General features: G+C 67.6%; 23 protein-coding genes. 6 read left to right on the top strand and 17 right to left on the bottom strand.

Features of this window, described 5'->3' with window-relative positions:
* Positions 1 to 7 precede the first annotated feature (7 nt).
* The 8 genes from ACFXHE_RS05665 to ACFXHE_RS05630 form a co-directional block, all read right to left on the bottom strand.
* Positions 8 to 706 carry a hypothetical protein gene (locus ACFXHE_RS05665; RefSeq protein WP_379380088.1) on the bottom strand — a complete coding sequence of 233 codons (699 nt, stop codon included), beginning with the start codon at positions 704 to 706 and terminating at the stop codon, positions 8 to 10.
* Positions 707 to 819: 113 nt separating this feature from the next.
* Positions 820 to 984 carry a hypothetical protein gene (locus tag ACFXHE_RS05660; protein ID WP_379380086.1) on the bottom strand — a complete coding sequence of 55 codons (165 nt, stop codon included), beginning with the start codon at positions 982 to 984 and terminating at the stop codon, positions 820 to 822.
* Between the two features lie 163 nt (positions 985 to 1147).
* Positions 1148 to 1876 carry a TetR/AcrR family transcriptional regulator gene (locus ACFXHE_RS05655; RefSeq protein WP_379380085.1) on the bottom strand — a complete coding sequence of 243 codons (729 nt, stop codon included), beginning with the start codon at positions 1874 to 1876 and terminating at the stop codon, positions 1148 to 1150.
* Positions 1877 to 2080: 204 nt separating this feature from the next.
* Positions 2081 to 2275, bottom strand: coding sequence for a hypothetical protein (locus ACFXHE_RS05650; RefSeq protein ID WP_379380083.1), 195 nt, complete (start codon positions 2273 to 2275; stop codon positions 2081 to 2083).
* Between the two features lie 211 nt (positions 2276 to 2486).
* On the bottom strand, positions 2487 to 3797 hold the full coding sequence (locus tag ACFXHE_RS05645) for a class I SAM-dependent methyltransferase (protein WP_379380081.1): 1311 nt from the start codon (positions 3795 to 3797) through the stop codon (positions 2487 to 2489).
* Between the two features lie 142 nt (positions 3798 to 3939).
* On the bottom strand, positions 3940 to 4473 hold the full coding sequence (locus ACFXHE_RS05640; RefSeq protein WP_379380079.1) for a DUF5994 family protein: 534 nt from the start codon (positions 4471 to 4473) through the stop codon (positions 3940 to 3942).
* Positions 4474 to 5185: 712 nt separating this feature from the next.
* Positions 5186 to 5341, bottom strand: coding sequence for a DUF6131 family protein (locus ACFXHE_RS05635; RefSeq protein ID WP_379380077.1), 156 nt, complete (start codon positions 5339 to 5341; stop codon positions 5186 to 5188).
* A gap of 69 nt (positions 5342 to 5410) precedes the next feature.
* Positions 5411 to 5923 carry a hypothetical protein gene (locus tag ACFXHE_RS05630; protein ID WP_379380075.1) on the bottom strand — a complete coding sequence of 171 codons (513 nt, stop codon included), beginning with the start codon at positions 5921 to 5923 and terminating at the stop codon, positions 5411 to 5413.
* Between the two features lie 417 nt (positions 5924 to 6340).
* Between ACFXHE_RS05630 and ACFXHE_RS05625 the strand changes: the two genes are divergently transcribed.
* A complete protein-coding gene (locus ACFXHE_RS05625; protein WP_379380073.1) occupies positions 6341 to 7117 on the top strand; it encodes an SDR family NAD(P)-dependent oxidoreductase in 777 nt (258 codons plus the stop codon).
* 109 nt (positions 7118 to 7226) lie between these two features.
* Here the strand turns inward: ACFXHE_RS05625 and ACFXHE_RS05620 are convergent, their stop codons facing one another.
* The 6 genes from ACFXHE_RS05620 to ACFXHE_RS05595 all read right to left on the bottom strand — a co-directional run bounded on the left by ACFXHE_RS05620 (position 7227) and on the right by ACFXHE_RS05595 (position 12938).
* Entirely contained in the window at positions 7227 to 8426 is a 1200-nt protein-coding gene (locus ACFXHE_RS05620) for a M20 family metallopeptidase (RefSeq protein WP_379380071.1), read from the bottom strand.
* Positions 8427 to 8466: 40 nt separating this feature from the next.
* Positions 8467 to 9399: a formylglycine-generating enzyme family protein gene (locus ACFXHE_RS05615; protein WP_379380069.1), complete on the bottom strand. Its 933-nt coding sequence runs from the start codon at positions 9397 to 9399 to the stop codon at positions 8467 to 8469.
* The gene (locus tag ACFXHE_RS05610; protein ID WP_379380067.1) at positions 9396 to 10841 is read right to left on the bottom strand and encodes a sulfatase-like hydrolase/transferase; all 1446 of its coding nucleotides are present in this window, start codon (positions 10839 to 10841) and stop codon (positions 9396 to 9398) included. Before ACFXHE_RS05610 ends, ACFXHE_RS05615 begins: the two co-directional genes overlap by 4 nt.
* Entirely contained in the window at positions 10838 to 12181 is a 1344-nt protein-coding gene (locus ACFXHE_RS05605; RefSeq protein WP_379380065.1) for an MFS transporter, read from the bottom strand. Before ACFXHE_RS05605 ends, ACFXHE_RS05610 begins: the two co-directional genes overlap by 4 nt.
* A 104-nt stretch (positions 12182 to 12285) precedes the next feature.
* A complete protein-coding gene (locus ACFXHE_RS05600; protein WP_379380063.1) occupies positions 12286 to 12582 on the bottom strand; it encodes a DUF202 domain-containing protein in 297 nt (98 codons plus the stop codon).
* A gap of 2 nt (positions 12583 to 12584) precedes the next feature.
* Positions 12585 to 12938 carry a YidH family protein gene (locus ACFXHE_RS05595; RefSeq protein ID WP_379380061.1) on the bottom strand — a complete coding sequence of 118 codons (354 nt, stop codon included), beginning with the start codon at positions 12936 to 12938 and terminating at the stop codon, positions 12585 to 12587.
* Positions 12939 to 13021: 83 nt separating this feature from the next.
* On the opposite strand from ACFXHE_RS05595, the gene ACFXHE_RS05590 reads away from it, so the two are divergent.
* From ACFXHE_RS05590 to ACFXHE_RS05580, 3 genes are all read left to right on the top strand, one after another.
* Positions 13022 to 13627 (top strand): TetR/AcrR family transcriptional regulator, encoded by a 606-nt coding sequence (locus ACFXHE_RS05590; protein WP_379380059.1) that lies wholly within the window; start codon positions 13022 to 13024, stop codon positions 13625 to 13627.
* 358 nt (positions 13628 to 13985) lie between these two features.
* On the top strand, positions 13986 to 14678 hold the full coding sequence (locus ACFXHE_RS05585; RefSeq protein ID WP_379380057.1) for a hypothetical protein: 693 nt from the start codon (positions 13986 to 13988) through the stop codon (positions 14676 to 14678).
* 124 nt (positions 14679 to 14802) lie between these two features.
* Complete coding sequence (locus ACFXHE_RS05580) at positions 14803 to 16890, top strand: thioredoxin domain-containing protein (protein ID WP_379380055.1); 2088 nt, start codon at positions 14803 to 14805, stop codon at positions 16888 to 16890.
* Positions 16891 to 16915: 25 nt separating this feature from the next.
* On the opposite strand, the gene ACFXHE_RS05575 is transcribed toward ACFXHE_RS05580, so the two are convergent.
* The 3 genes from ACFXHE_RS05575 to ACFXHE_RS05565 all read right to left on the bottom strand — a co-directional run bounded on the left by ACFXHE_RS05575 (position 16916) and on the right by ACFXHE_RS05565 (position 19958).
* Positions 16916 to 17392 carry a hypothetical protein gene (locus tag ACFXHE_RS05575; RefSeq protein WP_379380053.1) on the bottom strand — a complete coding sequence of 159 codons (477 nt, stop codon included), beginning with the start codon at positions 17390 to 17392 and terminating at the stop codon, positions 16916 to 16918.
* 225 nt (positions 17393 to 17617) lie between these two features.
* On the bottom strand, positions 17618 to 19192 hold the full coding sequence (locus ACFXHE_RS05570) for an adenylate/guanylate cyclase domain-containing protein (protein WP_379380051.1): 1575 nt from the start codon (positions 19190 to 19192) through the stop codon (positions 17618 to 17620).
* Between the two features lie 58 nt (positions 19193 to 19250).
* Positions 19251 to 19958 (bottom strand): hemolysin III family protein, encoded by a 708-nt coding sequence (locus tag ACFXHE_RS05565; RefSeq protein ID WP_379380049.1) that lies wholly within the window; start codon positions 19956 to 19958, stop codon positions 19251 to 19253.
* Positions 19959 to 20102: 144 nt separating this feature from the next.
* On the opposite strand from ACFXHE_RS05565, the gene ACFXHE_RS05560 reads away from it, so the two are divergent.
* Together ACFXHE_RS05560 and ACFXHE_RS05555 are read left to right on the top strand one after the other, a co-directional pair.
* Positions 20103 to 20882, top strand: coding sequence for an isoprenyl transferase (locus ACFXHE_RS05560; RefSeq protein WP_354833426.1), 780 nt, complete (start codon positions 20103 to 20105; stop codon positions 20880 to 20882).
* An 80-nt stretch (positions 20883 to 20962) separates the two neighbouring features.
* Positions 20963 to 21568 (top strand): hypothetical protein, encoded by a 606-nt coding sequence (locus ACFXHE_RS05555; RefSeq protein WP_379380047.1) that lies wholly within the window; start codon positions 20963 to 20965, stop codon positions 21566 to 21568.
* Positions 21569 to 21576: the final 8 nt, after the last annotated feature.

Here is a 21576-nt window from a genome sequence, read left to right as displayed (position 1 = left end):
GCGTTCGTCAGGTGCGGTCGGTGGTGAGGTGGAGGTAGGCGGTGTCGAGGGGGATGTCGACCGCGAACCAGGCCGCGGGCCGGTCGTCGTCGCGGGGGCACCAGGCGGTCGCGATGCAGAGCCGGGCCACCTCCGTGGTGGCGAGACTGGGTAGCCGCCACTGGATTCCGGCCGGATCCAGGTAGCGCACACCGTATTCGGAGTCGTCGTCATTGCCGTCGGCGGGCAGCTGGTCCGCCCAGTCGGCGGGCATGAGCCGGCCGTCGGCGGCCTGCATGGCCAGCAGTTCGGAATCCGGGCCGCCGATCGTCACCGAGAAGCGGTCGTTCTCGGCGGTCACGGCCGCGAGGCATTCACCGGAGTCGGGACCACAGAACGTGTCCGCGGACAGATCGGTCAGTTCGGCCGTGAAGGACAGTGCGGGCACCGCCGAATGCGCCTGCACCTGCCAGATTCCCGCCCACATGGGTACGGCCGCGCCGCCGTCCCAGGCCGGCATCTCGATCCGGCCCAGGAGCAGATCGACCGTGGCGTCCCGGTGCCGCCAGCGGTGCAGGTGCGAGCCGTTCGCCAAGCGCCACACGGTATCCGGACCGGTCGGTACCCGTTCCGAGCCGAGCGCGACGGCGAACACGACGGTGCCGAGCGGCGTATCGATCACGGCGGGATGCCGGTCGACCTGGTGCAGGCGGTCGGTGGGAAGCATGCGCCCCATCATGCACCCCGGCGAATGGGCACCCGATCTCCGGTGCGGGCGAACGGCCCGGCGGGGGTGGGTTCCCGTCGGGCCGTTCATGTTTCCGATCCGGCCGGCTCCCGTTACACCCCGGCCGCGACCGCCCGGGCGCGCCGGGCCGGTGACCGGAAGGTGGCCAGGGCGAGCGCCGCCGCGGCGACCGCGATGACCGCCGCTGCGACGAAGGCTGCGGAGAAGCCGTCGGTCAGTGCGTCGAGGATGGCGGGTCGAATTCGTGCGAAAATCATTCCTGGCCACGCGATTACGCCACGGGAGAGGTGGCTGCGCAGGCTGCGATCGCCACTGCGGAGTGGAGTCGCTCCGACCGGCGGCAATGGAATGTGAGAGCGAGGCGTTACCTGGCTCCAGGCCGCCGCGCGGTACGAAAGGTGGTCGGGTCTTGCCGGGACGTCAGTCCTCCGGACGCTCGGACTCCGGCGCGTACGACTCCAGATAGAGACCGAGTAGGCGGCGTGCCTCGGCGATGGTGGCGTCGTCGCCGGTGCTCGGCGTCCGGCGGAATGCGACGTCGAACAGGCGGTTGCCGACCTCGAAAGCCAGCTGTATCACCAGCAGGGGCGTGTCCTGCCGGAGGAGTTCGCGTCGGACGCCCAGCTGAAGCAATCGCTCGGCAGTCGATTCGTCGAAAGACTGCACGAGTTCGGCCACCGCGTCGCTACGTCCGGAGAACCACAGCTGAACGCAGCTCGGGTGGGTACGAAAATAGGTGAGCATCGGATCGATCACCGCATCGACGACATCTCGTACGGAGTCCAGCTGGACGTCACCGTCGAGCGACTTCGAGATCTGCTGATCGAGTTCGCCGATGTGGCGAACAATGATCTCGGTGTCGACCTGATGGCGGTCCGAGAAATAGTGATAGACCGACGCAATCGGGATACCCGCCCGCTCGCCGATGGCCTTGAGGGTCGCGGCCTCATAGCCTTCTTCGGCGAGCAGACTCTCCGCCGCGTCCAGGATGGCCTGGACGCGTTCGGCGCCGCGGCGCTGCAGGACGGCGTCCGGGCGTGCGGGTGCCTGTTGCTTGTTCGCGCGAATGCGATCGGCTGCCGGCGTGGCCTTCGTACTCGGCTTCTTGGTCGGAGCCGAACGTTTGGGGGAGCGGGCGGTCTCAGCCATGGATGCTGCCCTCAGCCGGAAAGTCGATCACAATTCGACATATTATCAGCGGAGAACCCGGTCGAAGAACTCGAGCTGATCGGCGAGCGCGCGTCGTTGCTACACACCGTCATAGAGCCTCATTCGATCACCGGTCCCGGTGGCGAAGGATTCCGGCCCGGGCAGCCCCTTGCCACAGTTGGCTGTGCCCGAGCTGGTCGACCGCTACTGCTCCTGGCTCCCGGCGTCGAGGCCGAGCATCTGGAGCAGATGTGCGCAGTCCGCGGCATCGAGGGCGTGACCCGCCACGGTATGGGCGGCCATGGCGTTCTGTTTCTCGTTTGCGGCCTTCTCGGCGGCACGTGCCGCGCTGAATCCGCTCTGCTCATGGCGGAGGGTGGTCTGTCGTGCAGGGGTCATATGAACACTTCCCGCCGGTTGGCCGGGTTAACGAATCCGAATGACTCGTGCCGACTACTTCTGCTGCTCACCCTACGGTGTGCACATCGTTTCCGGACCGTTGCCCGAAACAAAATGCGGCCGGGCCGGTACCGGCGTGTGAAACCATCAGTGCCCCCGGCGATGTGGCGACCGCGGCGGGCCGCGATCCCGCACACTGCGACAACATGGCCTAGCCCCAGGCGCGGCGGGTGGCGGGGAGGCCTGAGCGTCCTCGGGGGTCCGGGACCACGCCCAGGACCTGGTGGAGGCCGAGGCCGCCGTCTTCGAATCCCAGGGCGGAGGCGGCCATGTAGATGCGCCAGATTCGGGCGCGTCCTTCGCCTACCAGTGAGACCGCCTGATCCCAGGCGCCTTCCAGGTTGGCGACCCACTTGCGAAGGGTGAGGGCATAGTGCTCGCGCAGGGCTTCGACGTCTCGGACCTCGAATCCGGCTCGCTCCATTGCCGATACGACCTCGCCGACGTCGAGAAGTTCGCCGTCGGGGAAGACATAGCGGCCGATGAAGGATCGGGCGCGAATCCTGGATCCACCGGCCGAAGAGATGGCGTGGTTGAGCAGGCGGCCTTCGGGACGGAGCAAGGCGCGCAGGGTGTCGAAGTATTCGGCGGTGCGGTTCGCGCCGACGTGTTCGAACATGCCGATCGAGGAGATGGCGTCGAACTGCTCGCCGCGCAGGTCGCGGTAGTCGGTGTGCCGGATCTCGACAGTGGCGGAGAGCCCGGCTTCGACGATGCGCTTGCGGGCGAGTTCGGCTTGCGTTGCGCTGATCGTGACGCCCACGACCTGCGCGCCGTAGACCGAGGCCGCGTGCATGGCCATCGAGCCCCACCCGCACCCGACATCCAGCAGGCGCATTCCGGGACGCTCGGTCAGGCCGAGCTTGCGGCAGATCAGATCGTGTTTGGCGCGCTGGGCGTCCTCGAGCGAGAGGGTGGCGTCCGCGGCAGCCCGGCCGTCGTCGTCCGGGGCGGCGAACCGTGCGCACGAGTAGGTCATGCTCGGCCCGAGGACGAGGCGGTAGAAGTCGTCGCCGACGTCGTAGTGATGACTGATCACCGCCGCGTCGCGGTGACGGGTGTGCCGCGGTCCGCGCGGAGGCCGTGCCTCCTCGGGCGGCGGCTTCGGGCGATGGGTGAGCGCACCCAGCCGCCAGGCCGCACCGACGGCCTGCCAGGCACCGGCGACGCCGAGGCGGGTATCACCGGGCACTGCGGACTGCAGGGCTCGCAGGATCTGGAAGATATCGCCGTCGAGGTCCACGGTGCCGGCGACGAAGGCGCGGCCCAGGCCGAGTTCGCCTGGGGCCCAGACCATATGGCTCAACGCATTCTTCGACCGGATCCGCATCGTGCCGGGATGGTCGCCGTCGGGCTGCACCGCGCTCCCGTCCCAGAACTCGAACCGCAATGGCGGCTGCGACCCGAACGCGAGTCGCAGCAGAGGTGTGAAAGCGGCCGCGACCGTCGCACTTTTACCCATGGGACCACTATCGCCCGTAAGACACTGCGGGGCGGGGAGGTTGGCAGCGCCCGCCCCGGACCGCCACGGGAGCATTTGTCCAAGACCTTCGGTCGGGTGCCGACGATGCTGACGGCGAAGGCTGGACATCCTGCTCACCGCCTCACCGCAACGTTGCCAGGTCCCGATCCGGGGCGCTGACGCGTGCTTCCGTGTCCCCTCCGGCTCCGCCTTCGGAGTCCCAACGTTGCTGTGCGGCAGTCAGGTCGGTGTCGTCTGGCGGGGTGATGATCCGAAGAGTCAGGTGGGTACCTGTGATGACTCCGAGGACTTCCAGGGTGCGGGCGGGCATGTGCCGGTAGCCGTCGAGCCGCACGCAACGCCCGCCGGCGTCGAGCTTTCTGGGAGCGGTGGCCCACTCGTCGAGGTGATAGATCACGCGATGGATCGGGCCCAGCCGGGGCACGAGCATCGCCAGCAGATCAGGAAGTTCCCCGGCGAGGTCGCGGCTGTGTGGCCACCAAACCCCGTCGACGTTCACGGCGCCGACGGCATCGAGTTCGAGCCGCGGGCGGTGGGCGGGCGGTGCCCGTCGATCAGCGTTGGTTCCGTTCGGTTGCAGTGTCATGATCGACGCTCCTTTCGCGGCCGTGTTGCGGTTGTGGAGATGGTGGTTGTGAGGCCGGTAGAGGGCCATCGGCGTTTCGGTCGAGTGTCTGTCCGAGTCGCATCGACAGCCGCTCGAAGCTGTCGCTGTCGATGATGTCGAGTGCGGCTGTCTACAATGTAAGTCTACGTCGCAGACAGCCACTGTAGTCAGGATCTACGCTGGGATAATGCCGGAATCGCCGCCTGATTGTCGGGCTGTCCGAGGCGAGCGACGGAATTCGAGAACATACGAATGGCCATCACCCAGATCGCCGCTTACGCGCACTGAGCGCCGAGGATGTCGAGGCGGCCAATTGGATCGTCCCGAGCGCACGGAGGTCGAAATCGGATCCCGTACATGGGCGTATGTGGTGTGGCGAGCTGAAAGTGCCTGTCGCACAGCCATGTATCTCGTACCGGGGTTCCATGTCCGAAGACTTTCCCGGTTCCCACGTAGGTGTCGTGGGCCCGGCGAGGGGCGCTGTTGATGCGCGGGCGAATGTGGTTACGCCCTACCTCGTGCGGATACCCGGCACCGATCGTCGCTCACCCGGGACGCCCGGCCGTTCGCTGGTTGCGTGTGCGGTCGGCTCAGAGCTCGAGCCACTGACTCGGCAACGGCGCCCGCCGCGGATTCGCCTGCCCTCGTTTGCGTAGGTTCGCATTTCCGCTCTCCGGGATTCAGTGTTTGAAGACGTTGCCGAGCTTGTCGAGGGCTTGGTTGCGGCACAGTCGATGTCCACCGGCCGTGCCGGGAGCCGTCAGTAGTAGTGGCGTCGGCCGCCGACAGCGTGTCCGGTTCTGCTCGCGATCATCAGGGCCGCACCGATGAGCAGCACGATGATTCCGATGGTGACGAGCAGCGAGATGTGCAGGAGGAATCCGACGATGAGTAGTAATGCTCCGAGGATGAGCATGAGAGATACCTGTTTTCGTTGATGCGTGAGGTGTCACGCGGCAGCGGCTGATTGCCGATGGGAACGCGGTTATCGACGTCGACCGCCGCGCGGGAGTTCGCTTGGTGCGGGACCGGCCGGCCGGCCGGGGTGGTGGCCCGGGGGCCCGCCGACTCCCTGCCCGGCAGCATTGCCGGGTTCGTCGAACGCAGCATCGGTGGTGCCTGTGTAGGTGTAGTGGGTTGGGTTGGCTGGTTGCGGCGTGATCGGTGCTATCGGGCCGGACGGGCGGGGGTCACCCGCCGGTGTGTCTTGGCGCGAAGCCGCGAGTTCACGGCGGGACGCCGCGAGTTCACGACGGGCGCCGGCCCCCCGCCGGGCGGTGCGCCGGGCACCGGCAAGCAGGATCAGGAGTCCGGCCAACCCGACACCACCGACCACGATGCCGTAGAGGAACAGCAGGCCGGTGGACCCGGTGACGTGGTAACCGAACACAGCGAAGTGATCGGTGAGGGCGTGGGTGCTGCCGCCGTTGGCGAGGACGCCCGCAAGCCCGATGAGCATCGCGGCGATCAGGATGACGAGTCCGATGATGACGATCATGGGCAATCCTCCAAGCCTCCGCTCGGATCTGGTGCCATACCAGTACACGCCCAGGTAGAGCTTATGTCAACAGTGTAGGACTACGTACGATAACTACAGTGGTCCTCCGCGTGACTCGCCGTGAGGTCGGGCTGGCGTCTCCGGCCGGATCCCGGCAACGCCTGAGCGACTCGCTGACCGAGGAAATGCTCGCAGGGTAGGGAATACGCGATACCGAGCGGGCGCACGAGGCGCGCCTCGGCTCTGCCAGGCTGCTCGCCGTCGAGAGACGGAACCGCTCGACGCGCTATCCGGCGCGGCCGTGTCTACCCCTAGCCGGCGTTGCTGGGCGCCGTCGGTGAGCAGACGGTGAGGGTTTGGTGAGCGCGGTCGGCGAACGTCTGTGTCAAGGAAACAGACCCGAGCACAGGAGTTCCAATGTCTCAGATCGGTAAGTTCGCCCTCGTTACCGGCGCTTCTCGCGGAATCGGCCGCGCCATTGCCCTGCGGTTGGCGGCGAACGGCGCGGTGGTCGCGGTGCACTACGGACACGATGACGAAGCGGCGGCGAAGACCGTGGCGGACATCGGAGCGGCGGGCGGGCAGGCGTTCGCCATCCGCGCCGACCTGAGCACGCCGGCCGGAATCGACGCGCTGTTCGCCGATCTGACGAAGAGCCTGCCGGACGGACGGCTGGACATTCTGGTGAACAATGCGGGCGGCGGCGGTGGCAACGGCTCGATCGAGCAGCTGACCCCGGCGGCGGTGGACAGTCTCTTTGCGGTGAATGTGTCTGCGCCGCTGTTCATTTCGCAGCAGGCGATACCGCTGCTTCGCGATGGCGGTCGCATTGTCAATATCTCCTCGTGCGCACCGCGGGTGGCGGCCCCGTCGCAGGTGGCCTACGCGATGAGCAAGGGGGCGATCGATGTGCTCACCAAAACCCTTGCGGTACAGCTCGGTCCGCGCGGTATCACCGTGAATGCAGTGGCCGCCGGTGCGACCGAGACCGAGGGGATGGCCGCCTTTTTCGATGGCAATCCGCAGGTCCGGGCCGGCATCAGTGCCATGACCGCGCTGGGCCGGGTGGGGCAGCCTGCCGATATCGCCGATGTGGTGGCCTTTCTCGCCTCCGAGGACGCCCGCTGGATCACCGCCAATGTGGTTGATGTGAGCGGCGGCACCGCCATCAGCCCGGCCATCGGCGCACAGTAGCGGCCGTCGCCCATCGAGAACCTGCGCTTCGAATCCTTTGCGTTGCGCAGTGACTTGCCGACTGATCCCGCCGATTGGCGCGAGCGGGATCTGTGGCCCCGCAGCAGGTTCAGTCCGGCCTGCCCAGTTTGCCGAGGGCCAGTTCGGTGAGCAGAGCCGCTTGGCGCCAGAGAACTGCGTCATCGAAGATCGCCTGGGGAGAGTGGTTCGTCGGGGCCGTGGCGAGGTCGGTGCCGGCGGGGCTGGCGCCGATGTACATCATGGCGCCCGGTACCTGTTGGAGCACGAGCGCGAAATCCTCGGATCCTGTCGCTGGAGTGGGTGATTGGAATACCTGACCGGCTCCGAACAACGCACGCGCGGCATCGAGCGCGTAGGCGGTCTCGGTGTCATCGTTGACGAGTACCGGATAGCCGACGCGATAGTCGCACTGGGCTTCGATGCCGTGCGCGGCGGCGATCCCCGTTGCCAGCGCTGGCAATTCGTGCTGCAGCCTGGAGTGATTGGTCTCGGAATAGCTGCGGACGGTAGCTTCCAGCACCGCGGTCGAAGGGATGACATTCGCCTTCGTTCCAGCGGCGAGATGGCCGACGGTGAGCACCACCGGATCGAAGACGTCGAAGCGACGGGTGATGAATCCCTGCATGGCCAGCACGATTTCGCACAGCACCGGCACCGGATCGAGGGCGGTGTGCGGGTAGGCGCCGTGGCCTCCTCGGCCCTTGACCGTGATGGCGAGCCGGTCCGAAGCGGCGCCCGCGGGGCCGGGTTTCGTGGCAATGATGCCGTGCGGGATCCGGTTGGCGATGACGTGCAACGCGAATGCGAAATCGACGGGGTGACCGGCCGCGGTGAGAATGCTCTCGTCGAGCATGACCCCGGCGCCGCGGTCGCCTTCTTCTCCGGGCTGGAACATGAACACGACTTGCCCGTGCAGGTCGTCCCGGAGTTCGGTGAGCAACCTGGCGGCGCCGACCAAACCGGCGGTGTGCATATCGTGTCCGCAGGCGTGCATTCGACCCGGGACCTGCGAGGCGTAGTCCAGGTCGTTGTTCTCCTGGATCGGAAGCGCATCCATATCGCCGCGCAGCAGGACAGTCGGTCCGGGATGCGCGCCCCGCAGCACGGCGGTGACCGAGGTGCAGCCCTTACCTGTGGTGATCTCGAGTGGCAGATCAGCAAGGGCGGCAAGAACTTTGGCCTGTGTACGCGGAACGTGCAGCCCGAGTTCGGGTTCGCGGTGCAGGGCGCGTCGTAGCCGTACGAGATCCGGTTGGATCCGCTGAGCGCGATCGGCGAGGCTCGTCATGAATCTCCTGTCGAGGCTGGAGGCTATTTCGAGGTGGTGTTCAGAACATGTCGGCGGCGACCCGGAACCCGGTGTTGCCGGAGGCCGTGTCGGGGGTGTTGCGACTGCGTGCGCCGAGTCGGTAGCGATTGCAATACGAGTCGTGGCACAGGTAGGAACCGCCCCTGATGACCCGGTGGGAGCCGGTGAGCGGTCCCGTCGGGTTGTGCGCCGGCCCATCCGGGTGATCGGTGCCGAACCAGTCGGCACACCATTCCCAGACATTGCCGACCACGTTGTAGAGCCCGAACGTATTGGGCCGGTACGCAGTGACGGTCCTGGTGCCCACAGCTCCGGTGGGGTGGGTGGGGAAGCGTCCCTGCCACACATTGGCATGGGGGCGGCCGCCGGGCGCGAGTTCCGATCCCCACGGAAAGCGCTGTTGCACAGCACCTCCGCGTGCCGCGTTCTCCCATTCTGCTTCGGTCGGCAGCCGGACACCGGCCCAGGCGCAGTACGCCTGCGCGTCGTGCCACGACACCTGGACGACGGGATGGTTCCCGCGATCACCGATGCCGGATCCGGGACCGTCCGGCGCCCGCCAGCATGCCCCGGGCACCTCGAGCCACCACGGTGTGGACTCGGGAGCGCGGTAACGCCGCCGTTCGGTGTCGGGGACCAGCAGGTGGAATACGAAAGCGCTACCTATCTTCTCGGCATCGGTGCGATAGCCGGTGTCCTTGACGAAGCCCGCGAATTTGGCATTCGTCACCGTGGTGGCGGCGATGCGGTAGGGCCGCAGCACGGTCTCGCGGACCGGACCCTCACCGTCGCCGGGGATACCGTCCGGGTCGTCGGCTCCCATGGCGAAGGTCGCGGTGGGGAGATCGATGAGGCGTTGGCCCGGACGGGGTTTCGCCGCGGAGGGCTGGGCGGCATCGGCGCGGCCGGAGCCGGCCGCGGTCGCGGCGGGTGCGCAGCAGTGCCCGGTCATCGATCCGCCGTTGCGGGAGCGGGAGTTTCGCCGATCGTGCCGATGGTGGCCGCGATCTCCGGACCGCCGAATCGATCGACCAGCGCCGCCTGATCGGCTTTGGCGGTGCGATCGACCGTTTCGGGATCGAGGATCCGATGCAGTTCGGCCTCGAGGTCCGCGAGCACCGCGGCATAGGCCGGATCATCGGCCACGTCCCGGGTCTGATCCGGGTCCGCGGCCAGATCGAACAGCTCCGGGGCGTAGTCGACGTAATGGTGCAGGACGTGGTCGCCCTTGCGGACCATGAACGCCGCCGTCGGTGCTCCCATGGCGTGGTACTCGCAGAACGCCACCCGTTCGGGCTCGTCGTCGGAGCGCGCGAGCTCGAGCAGTGAGCGACCGGGCCGATCGTCGTCCTCGTAGGGCAGGCCCGCACCGTCGAGAATGGTTTGGTAGCAATCGACCAGCGTCACCGGCGTATGGCACACCTTGCCCGCCGGGATATCGGGGCCGGAGACGATCATCGGGATGCCGGCGGATTCGGTGTACAGCAACGACTTTCCCCACAGTCCGCGGCTGCCGACCAGATCACCATGGTCGGATGTGTAGATGACGGTGGTGTTTTCGTCCAAGCCGCTGGCATGAAGCGCCTCCATGATCCGGCCGATATTGTCGTCGAGATACGTGACCAGCCCGTAGTAGGCAGCGGTAGCGCGCCGCCGCTCCTCATCGGTGTTGGCGTCATCGAGGCCGGGCAGGGTGTCGGCGTAGGTCTGCACCCAGGGATGGCGCGGGTGACCTTGAGCCGGGCGCATGGTGGCCTCCGGCATGCTGTCGGGATCGTAGAGGTCGAAGAACCGCTGCGGCGCGAGATAGGGGAAGTGCGGGGCGACCAAACCCACGTACAGTACCCAGGGTTCGGCCCGGGCGCCGGGCGCCGTGAGCCAGCGGCACGCCTCGTCGGTGACGGAGGCGTCATAGCGGGTGTAGTCGCTGTCCGCGCCGCCGGAAATGCTCACCATCAGCGGTGCCTGGGTCCGTCGCGGCAGCGGATCGCGTACCGAACCCCAGACCTGTCCGATGCCGTCCTTGATGTGCATGGGCAGGGTCTGGCTGTCGAATCCGGTCGGGTCCACGGCATTGCGATAGTGCAGCTTGCCGATCGATTCCACCCGGCGGCCCGCCTGCTGCAACCGGTGCGCCCAGCCGTCGACCGCGCCGTCATAGGCAATCGCGTTGTCCCAATAGCCGGTCTGATGCGCCCAGCGCCCGGTGGCGAACGCCGCCCGCGACGGGACACAGATGGGACTGGCGCAGTAGGCATTGTCGAAGCGGGTGCCGGCCGCCGCCAGTGCGTCGAAGTTCGGTGTGCTGACGAGTGGATCACCGCCGCAGCCGAGAATTTTGGGGCTGTGCTGATCCGACATCAGCACCAGGACGTTGCGTCGCTCACTGCTCATGATTGGGTACCTCCGAAATCGGGTGATGGTTGAGAAATGGGGTTCGGCGTCGCCTGTCCGGACGGCAGGCGCGTGGTGATCGCCGCGCTGTCGCGGGCATAGGGCCGATACAGCAGGGCCGATGCCACCCCATTGACCGCGGTCAACAGCACGGTGACCACGAGCAGCGCGCCCTGCAGTCCGATCGCGTCGCCGAGCATCCCGGTCAGCAGGGCGTACGCCCCGTACGCGATGGCGTCGGCCATCGACACGGAGACGGCAAAGGCCAAGGGCCGCAACTGCGGCGAGACCACGGCCATGATCAGCGGGCGGTTCACCACCGGCACCTGCCCCTGCAGCAGACCCACCACGGCGAAGATCGCCACGTAGACGCCGATCGAATGCCAGGCCAATTGCGTTCCGAGGAAAGCGATCCCGGCGAACGCGAGTTGGCTGGCCTGGAGCATCGCGATGCGGCCCCCGCGCGGATACGCCTGGTGAACACGGTCGATCATCCGCCCACCGGCCAGGGTTCCGAGAACGTATCCGATCGCGAACGGCAGCGCGATGACGGAGGCGGTCGCCGTGGTGAAGCCGCGGTCCTGCACCAGGAAGACGACGCCGAAGCTCATGATCACGTTCTGCCCCGACAGCAGTCGCTGCACCAGGATGTAGCGAAAAGTCCGTACGGCGAACAACTCCCGGAGACCGTCGTAGATGGTGCGCGCCCGGTGGTCGGGCGCCGGCGCGCTGTGCCGCTCTCGCACGGGATCGTCGAGAAACGCGAGGATCAGTACACCGACGAGCACACACAGGCCGCCGGAAATGAAGAAGCCATAGCGCCAGCCGTCCGCGAATCCGGATAGTCGTCCGAACAGTGGCGCGGCGACACCCGTGGTCAGAGCGACACCGGCATAGAACAGTCCGGTCGCCCGGCCGCGGTGGTTGTCGTCATAGATATCGCCGACCATGCCCAGCGCGATCGGCCCCGCTCCAGCGAACCCTGCCGCCGCGATGCCGTACAGAATTACGAACTGCCCGAAGCCGGTCGAGAGTCCGGCGGCCATTGCCCATACGCCCCAGAAGCCCGCGCACACCGCCAGCACCCGCGTGCGCGGATAGCGACGAGCCAGGAACACCCACGGAATGCCCGCCACCGCGCCGACGATCTTGCCGACGGCCACGATCGTGCCCAACGCCGTGGCGGACAGCCCCAGCGCGTCGCGCATGAGGGGGAACAGCACTGTCGTCACGCTGGATTCGGCATTGTCCATCGCGTGTGACGCGGTCAGCAGCGAGAGATTCTTACCGCGTATGCGGCGAGCGTCGGGTGCGGCGAAGTGCGCGGTATCGGTGATCATGGGGTCCTAATCGAGCGACGGTCACGAGGTGACGCGCGGCAGTACGGTGTTTCGGTGCTGTTCACCGCGCAACTCCGGGGCCGGGCAGTGGGTCGATGCGGTTTTCACGTGAGGGTCAGCAGTACGCAACCGGCGGCCACGCCGATTCCGGCGCAGAGGCAGGCCACAATCGAGTGGGGCAGGGGACGCGGGTCGGCCGGACGGTGGCGGCAACGCCGGTGGCGCAGCCCCGTGCCGGCCATCGTCACCGCGAGGACGGCGGTCACCGCGAGCGCCGCCGCGGTGTGTGCCGCCGAGTGATGACCGACAGCGGATCGTGCGCTGACCGCGAGGGTCGCCGTCGCGGTCAGCAGGGTCCGCTGCCACGACAGGACGGTTCGTTCGGGCTGGAGCCCCGGCACATTCACGACGCCACGACCGCTATCGCCAGCAGCGATGCCGCGCCGACTCCCGCGACGGTCACCGGAACCAGCGCTGGTCGTGGCAGGGGCCGACCGCATCGCATGGCCGACTGAACACGCTGCCACTGCCGGAACGCGCCGGCTGCGATGATGCCGGCCAGCACCACGCATAGTGCGCCGATTGCTTTGTGCCACAGCGGTGTTGCCGCATAGAACTGGCTGACTGCCATACCGCCGGCCAAGAGGCCGAGAGCTGTCCGCACCCACGCGAGGAACGTGCGCTCGTTGGCCAGCGTGAACCGGTAGTCCGGTTCGTGATCCACGCTCGCGGCGTCCACGCAACTGTCCTGAACCATCAAGCCTCCATGCGACACGCTGACCAATAATAGACATAATGTCCATCTTTGTTCGAGGTGTCAATGTTGACTATGCTGAGCCGGTGCCAGTCGAAGACCGCCGTGTGCGGCGCAGTCGAAGAGCCCTGCGTGATGCGATGGTGTCGCTCGTTCTCGAGCGTGGCTATGCGAATGTGACGGTGGAAGACATCACCGGGCGCGCGGATCTCGGGCGCGCGACGTTCTACACCCACTACACCGACAAAGACGACCTGCTCAACCGGGTTGTCTCGGATCTGATCGAGGATCTGCAGCAGCGATTGCAGCCCTTGGCGACAGCGTCGTCGGTGGGGTTCACCGGCAAGCCGGTGCTCGAGCTGTTTCGCCACGCCGCCGAGGAGCGCGACACCTACCGGGTGATATTGCGCGGCGAGGGCGACGGAAGGGCGTTGCGCCGCTTCATCGATGACCGCACTGCGGCCGCCGCGCAGGTATTCGCCGCGCGCGCCGCCGCCCATGGCACCACCCCGAATATCGACGTCGAGGTGCTGGCCCGGGCCTGGGTCGGCGAGCAGGTCGCCGTGCTGCAGTGGTGGCTCGAGTCCGATCCGCCGCCGATGCCGCCCGAGCAGATCACCGACATGCTCCGCACCCTGTCGCTCCGCGGCAGGTATTGGGCGACCGGCTTCGACGGAGAACCTCCGGCCTGAGCTGCGCCATTCTGCGTCTCCTTCGAGCGTGCGACGGTACCGTCGCACGCTCTTTCTGTCTGTCGGCTGCCCAATACTAGACATTTTGTCTGTTATTGGACTCACAGATCGTTTATGGTGTTAGTGTCGTCACTGCGTGAGCCGGAGTGGATGCCACCGCATCGCTCGGCCTCGCCCACGACTCGACGGTCCCGCGATATGCGACATCGTCGACCCACTCGAAGGCGCGTCGCGCTGCTACCGGCCAGCTGTGCTGGTGCATGCCCGTCGACACCACAAGTTCACCGCGCCGGCACTTTCACTCTCGAGGCACAACGCGCGTCGCGGCCTCGGGACAGCTTGATACGAAGGAATCGCAATGAGGACAACCATCGCCGCCTGTGCTCTGGTCGCCGCTACGACACTGACTGCCGCGGTCGCCGCCGCCGAGCCGGAAGCCGACCACCCGACTGTCGGGTACACGGCTGTCCCGACCGCAAATGCCACGACAATTACCACCGACAGTGGATCGCTGGTTGCCGAGGATGGCGTTTTCGAGATCAAATCCGCGTCCGGGCGAACCCTGGCCGGCGCGGAGTTGGCCTTCCGCGTCGATGACTTCCTGTTCCCCATCGAAGCGGCCATCAACGGCCGAACCGCAACCCTCACACCGAGATTCGATATCGCGCACGCGACCTACAAACCTGTTGCTCTACCCTTCGAGTCGCAAGCGCCGTGGAAGACCGACTACGAACGCGAACAAGCAGCCTGGAACCGCATGACCACGACCATGCAGATGGGCGGCACTCTCGGAGCGGCCGTCGGCACCATCGGCGGTGCCGCGGTGGGCTGCATCCTGGGCGGAATCGCCGGTGCCACAGTAGCTTCGGCGGCCATCATCGGACTGTTCGGCGCATTCATCCCGGCTGCTGCCATCGGCTGCATCGGTGGCATCCTGGCCCTCGGACCACTGGGCACCATCGCCGGCACACTGCTGGTCTCCGCTCCGATCGCGGTCATGGCCGCCGCACAGTACTTCACCACCATCAACGCCCCATCCCCGCGCAAATGATCTGACCCGACGCCATCCACACTCGAACGCCCGGCCTGCAGCTGCTCGACGGTGGTGTCGTAGGCACGCGCAGGGTTGCGTTTGGATCGTGTTGCGTGAGCGCCGGGTGTGGAAGGGTGGGGATATGAACCGATTGGGCAGCGCGACATCGCCTTACTTGCGTCAGCATGCTGGGAATCCGGTGCACTGGCGGGAGTGGGATGCGGAGGCGCTGGCCGAGGCGGCTGAGCGGGATGTGCCGATTCTGCTGTCGATCGGGTACGCGTCGTGCCATTGGTGCCACGTGATGGCGCACGAGTCGTTCGAGGACGAGGCCACGGCGGCGGTCATGAACGAGAACTTCGTGTGTATCAAGGTGGATCGAGAGGAGCGGCCCGATCTGGACGCGGTGTACATGAATGCCACCGTGGCCATGACGGGGCAGGGCGGGTGGCCGATGACCTGCTTCCTGACGCCGGAGGGGGAGCCGTTCTATTGCGGGACGTATTACCCGAAGACGCCGCGGCACGGGATGCCGTCGTTCACGCAGGTGCTGACGGCGGTGAGCGAGACGTGGCGGAACCGGCGCGACGAGGTGAACACGGCGGCGGCGCAGGTGTCCGACGCGCTGCGGCAACAGACCGCGGGGTTGCCGGATGCGGAGATCGGGGTCGGGCCGGAGTTGCTCGAGCATGCGGTCGGTGCGGCGCTGAAGGATGTGGACGGGCAGCATGGTGGGTTCGGGGGCGCGCCCAAGTTTCCGCCGTCGGCCTTGCTGGAGGGACTGCTCCGGCATTACGAGCTGACCGGCAATCCGACCGTGTTGCAGGCTGTTTCGTTCACCTGCGAGTCGATGGCGCGCGGCGGCATCTACGACCAGCTGCGGGGCGGGTTCGCGCGGTACTCGGTGGATGCCGCGTGGGTGGTGCCGCACTTCGAGAAGATGCTCTACGACAATGCCCAGCTGCTGCGCGTGTACGCGCATCTGGCGCGGCGGGGGTATGACGAGTCGGCCGATGAGCGTGCGACCGATGCGTGGGAACCGCTGGCGCTGCGGGTGACTCGCGAGACCGTGCAATTCCTGCTGACGGATCTCGGTACCGAGCAGGGGGCCTTCGCCTCGGCGCTGGACGCGGACACCCACCTGGAACCGGGCGGGCCGGGCGTGGAGGGAGCCACGTACGTGTGGACGCCCGCCGAACTCAACGGTGTGCTCGGCGCGCTCGACGGCGCCTGGGCGGCAGAGGTTTTCAATGTCACCACGGCGGGCACCTTCGAGCACGGCACCTCGGTGCTGACCCGGTACGCCGATCCGAAACCGGCCGATTACGAGCGGTTCGAGGCGATCCGGACGAAGCTGTCCGCCGCCCGTGCGCGCCGCCCGCAGCCGGAGCGGGACGACAAGGTGGTCACCGCCTGGAACGGCATGGCCATCGTCGCGCTCGCGGAAGCCGGTGCGGCACACGGACATCCGGAGTGGATCGCGGCCGCCGTCCGGTGCGCCCGCTTCCTGCTCGACACCCATGTGACCGGCGGCCGCGTCTGCCGCGCCTCGCTGGGTGGTGTGCCCGGCGCGGCCGCGGGCGTGCTGGAGGATTACGCGTGGCTGGCGCTGGGGTTGCTCGCGCTGCATCAGACCGCCGAGGGTGACTGGCTGGACGCGGCGCAGGATCTGCTGGACGCCGCCATCACCCACTTCGCCGATCCGGAAACCTCCGGCAGCTGGTTCGACACCGCCGACGACGCCGAGACCCTGCTCACCCGGCCACGCGACCCGCTGGACGGCGCGACCCCTTCCGGCACTTCGGTTCTCGCGGAGGCACTGCTCACCGCGGCCGCTCTCACCGACCCGCAGCGGGGCGACCGCTACCGGCAACTGGCCGATCACACCTTGACCCGGGGCGCGGTGCTGCTGGCCCGCGCGCCCCGCTCGGCCGGCCACTGGCTCGCCGTCGCCGAGGCCGCCCTGCGCGGACCGATCCAGGTGGCCGTGGTAGACGGCCCCGGCGGCGAATCCGGCTGGGCCGCAACGCTGGTGGCGGCCGCCCGTGCTGCCGCACCGGGCGGATCGGTGATCGTGTCCGGCCCCGTCGGCTCCCAGCCGCTGCTGGCCGACCGGCCCCCGGTGCGCGACACCTCCGCCGCCTACATCTGCCGCGGTTCGGTCTGTGACCTCCCGGTCACCACGGTCGAGGATGTGCGCGCCGGCCTGCTGCCCCCGCCCGCCGCTTGATCGCCGCTGCCGGCACGGCGGGCGTTCAGGTCGCGCTGTCGACGCGGTGCCCGGCCATGACCGCGGCGGGCACCGCGATCAGCACCGCGATGATGTGAGCGGCGCGAAACAGCCCGAGTATCACCGCATTCGGGGTCCAGTGCGTGAAGAGGTCGCCGAGGTGCTCGGCCGTCAGCACTGCCCGCAGCGGCTCGACCGCCAGCGAGGCCAGGCCGAGCGTGCCCAACCCCACCACGAGAATCCCTCGCGCCCACAGGTTTCCGGCCAGCATGCGGGCCGCCAGCGCGAAGACCGTCAGATAGATCGCCGCCCGGATCAGCAGCCCGAGTGCGATGCCGGCCACGTGGACCCCGGGCTCATCGAGGGCGAGCGCGACGCGTCCCAACGTCTCGCCCACGCCCGCGATCAGCGCGACCACGATCGCTCGATAAGCCAGTACCGCCCGCTGCGGCCGCGCCCACACCGCCGCCGAAGTCCGCTCGAACGCGCCGATTTCATTCATAGCGCTAATGTCCGGCGTCCCGGTCCGCACCGAATCCCCCGCGAGTACGACATGCGCCCAGTCCTCAGGTACGACACCGCGATTCGGCGGGCCGAGCCCGGCGCTTAATCCGTTGCCGCCCGGAGCGGGCGGTCATACAGTCCCGGAGGTGTTCGGTTCATGTTTCTCACCGGAGAATTGCCAGGTCCCGCCAGGTGCAGGGCCGACCCTTGCGCGGGTTGATGATTAGCGATCCGCGGCCCGGCCGGCGGACTCCGAAGACGGGGGTGCGGCCGGTCGGGGGCCGGCCTGCGGGGCACTGCCGTTGCGGTGGGGCGCTGCGGGGGACACCACGTCGGTCCAACCCGGAGTGGGTTCCCTGCGGCCGCGGAGGTGGAGAGTGTCGTGCAGGATCCACTGCGTGCGCTCGGCGTCGCAGGCGGCGTCTATGACCGCCTGACTGGCCAGAATGCGCCGCGGCACCAGTTTGGCCTCGGTGGTGAGGCGGGCCGCCTCGTTGACGGCGTCGCCGATGACGGTGAACTCCAGCCGGGTGTCGGTGCCGACATCGCCGGCGAACACCAGCCCGCGCGCGATGCCGATGCCCACATCGAGCTCGCCCAGCGCGGCCACCTCGTCGCGCATGCGGCGGGCGGCCCGCAGCGCCGGGGTGGCGTTGTCGTCGAGCGCGATGGGCGCGCCGAAAATGCACAGCGCCGCATCGCCTTCGAACTTGTTGACCAGGCCCTGATTGTCCTCGGTGGCCGCCACCACGATGGACAGCAGCCGATTCAACTTGGCCACGAAATCGTGCGGGGCGAGCTCCGTGGCCATGGCCACCGACCCGGTCACGTCCACGAACAGCGCGGTCGCCACCCGCATGTCACCGGTCAGGCTGGGGCTGCCCGACAGCGCCCGCTCGGCCACCTCGGTGCCCACGTGCCGGCCGAAGACGGTCCGCATGCGCTCGCGCTCACTGAGATTGGCGGCCAGCTCGTTCACCGAATGCTCGAGCCGCCCGATTTCGCTGGTGCTGTTGATCGTCACCCGGGCGTCGAGATCGCCGCGGGCGATCCGGTCCAGCGCGTCGCGCAGCGTGTGCATGGGCGTCGCTACCGCCCGGGCCAGCGCCGCCGTCGCCACCGCGCCCGCGGACAGGCCGACGATGGCCATGTAGATCCCGGTCCGGATGCGGTCCTGGGCATCGGTGGACGGGTCGGCCAGCACGGTGATCAACATGAACAGCGGCACCGCGCCCGCGACCGCGAAGGTGACCAGCACCCGGGCCAGCACGGTATTGCTCCAGTGCGCGGTCTCGTCCAGCACCTCGGCCACCACCGGAATGGTCGGCCGGATCAGCCGGTCCACGATCAGGAAGGTCAGCGCCGCCGACTCCAGCCCGCCCAGGGTGAACATCGACAACACCACCGGGAAGCTGCGGTCCTCGGTGGCGTGCGCGAAGACGAAGGCGGCCACGAACACACCTGGCAGCCAGATGGCCAGGGCCCGTCCGGTGATCGCGACCGGCAGCCGCAGCAGCCGTTTCGCCTCGACCTCGGTCGGTGGCCGGCGCTGGTCCAGCCAGCTGAAGTAGTGGTGCCGATCCCGCACCGCGAGCATGATGCCGACCAGCGCGCCGATGGCCGGATAGATCGACACCTGAATGAAGGTGGCCATCCAGTCCGGTCCGAGCCGGCTCAGGAAACCACTCAGGAAAAGTTCGGTGGTGATCACCGCGAGACCACCGAGATTGCACGCCATGACGACAGCAGACAGACCCCCCGGCGCCCGCAGCGCCCACAGGATGAGTCTGCTGGTCACGTCGCAGACTTTAGAGAACGTTCGCCTCGGATTGCACGTTTGTGAGTAATTGCTCGGATCAGCGCAACAGCACGAACCAGATGGCAACGTAGTGGCACAGCGCCGCGACCACCGTTGCCGCGTGGAAGAACTCGTGATGCCCGAAGACCTCCGGCCACGGGTCCGGCCAGCGCGACGCGTACAGGATCCCGCCCACGCTGTAGGCGACACCGCCCGCGAGCAGCAAGATCACCGGCGTCCAGCCGACATGCCCGATGAGCGTCCCGGCCACCGGCACGATGGCCCACCCCAGCAGCAGGTACAGCGGCACCCCTACCCAGCGAGGGGCGGTGGGCCACAGCATCTTCAGCGCTACCCCCGCCAGCGCCCCCGCCCAGACGATGGCCAGGAGGATGGTCCCGGCGCTGCCACGCACCCCGAGCAGGGCGAACGGTGTGTAACTGCCCGCGATGAACAGGAAGATCATGGAATGGTCGGCCCGCTTCATCCACATGCGGGCCCGCGCGGTCTTCCAGTTCACCCGGTGATAGGTCGCGCTGATCCCGAAAACCCCGCACACCGTGATCCCGTAGACCAGCGTCGACCACGCGGCCTTCGCCGACATGGTGGTCGCCACCGACACCAGCACGATCACCGCGATGGCGGCGACGCCCACGGCCCAGGCGTGAATCCATCCGCGCATGCGGGGCTTGACGAGTTCCAGCTCCTCGCGGACGGTTTCGATGATCCCCACCGCCGGATCGACCGGCTGTACTGCCTCGGTCATTAGTTTCCTCCTCGGTAACCTACGGTAGCGTAGGTTGGCGGTGGGCTACCCCTCATAGTGGCTGTCGTCACGACGGGCCCCGGGTGTTTCGCTCGTCTGTCCCGGTCGCTCCGCCATTCGTTCCGGGGGCGTAGGGTTGCGGCCGTGAAGATTGCGAGTCAGGTGCGTGGACTCCCATATCGCATATACGAGTCGCGGCTGTCCAGGCAGTTGGCTGGCAAACAACATCCCCGGCACGTCGCCGTGATGTGCGATGGCAACCGGCGGTGGGCGCGGGAGAACGGGTTCAGCGATATCAGCCATGGCCATCGAGTCGGTGCGCTGAAGATCGCCGAACTCGTGGGCTGGTGTGGCGAGGCGGGCATCGAGATGGTGACCCTCTACCTGCTCTCCACCGAGAATCTGCGCCGCGACTCCGACGAGCTCGAGACCCTTTTCGAGGTCATCACCGACGTCGTCGACGAACTCTCTGCGCCGGAACAGAATTGGAGCGTCCGCATCGTGGGCGCGCTCGATCAACTGCCCGCCGAGTTCGCCCGGCGCCTGAGCGAAGCGGCCAAGAGCACCGAGGGCCGCACCGGCGTGCACGTCAATGTCGCCATCGGTTACGGCGGCCGCCAGGAGATCGCCGACGCGGTGCGCTCGCTGGTCCGCCAGGAGATGGACGCGGGCGAGACCGGCGAGGATCTGGTCCAGTCCATCACCGTCGACGCCATCGGCCAGCACCTCTACACCTCCGGCCAGCCCGACCCCGATCTCGTCATCCGCACCTCCGGTGAGCAGCGGCTGTCGGGATTCCTGTTGTGGCAGAGCGCGTATTCGGAGATCTGGTTCACCGAGGCGTACTGGCCGGAATTCCGGCGCGTGGATTTCCTGCGCGCCCTGCGCGATTACGCGGCGCGGCACCGCCGCTTCGGGGTGTAGAACACGGCGAATCAACGGTTCCATTGCAGTGCAATGGCTTCCGTGTTCGCGGGACGGTCGCTGCCGTACCGTCGGGGAGTATGAGCGAGCTGCGTGAAGGGCTGAGTGGCCCGGCCGAGAGCCAGGTCGTGGCGGTGCCGTACATCAGCTACGAGGACTTCGGCCGCCGATTCCTGGAATACGCCGCCTCCACCGAGCGGATAGCCGGGGCGTTCGAGAGGCTCACGGGGGAGGCGTTCGAATTCGGGCCGATCGGGGCGGGCCCCGGCAAGCTCGCGAAACTCTCGGCCACGGTGCGGCTCGGGCGGCCACGGCTGAATCGCGAAGTGGACGACCTGATTTCGTTCGACCTGGTGATCCCGCTCAAGGTCGACCTGCTCATCGACCTGGCGGTGGATCGGTATCCGTTCCGGGTGGACGGCACCATTCACCTGCACCTGACCGTCCGCACCGCGGAGCCGCTGCGGGTGCTCATCGAAATCGACGAGCCGCAGCCCAGCAATGTCCGCATCAATGTCGCCAGCGCGACCCGCCGCGGGGAATTGCTGCGCATTCTCGCCAGCGTCGACCACGAGATCCGCCGCTTCGTCGCGCGCTATATCGCCACGGAGATCTGCAAACCGCACATCCAGGCGGCCACCGATATCGACGTCGCCGCACGGCTGGACGCGGCCTGGCGGCTCTGACCCGTCGA

The organism is Nocardia sp. NPDC059229 (assembly GCF_042754165.1).
GTDB lineage: Bacteria > Actinomycetota > Actinomycetes > Mycobacteriales > Mycobacteriaceae > Nocardia.
The sequence above is the reverse complement of the archived record's forward strand: the minus strand, read 5'-3'. Positions and strand labels throughout refer to the sequence as shown.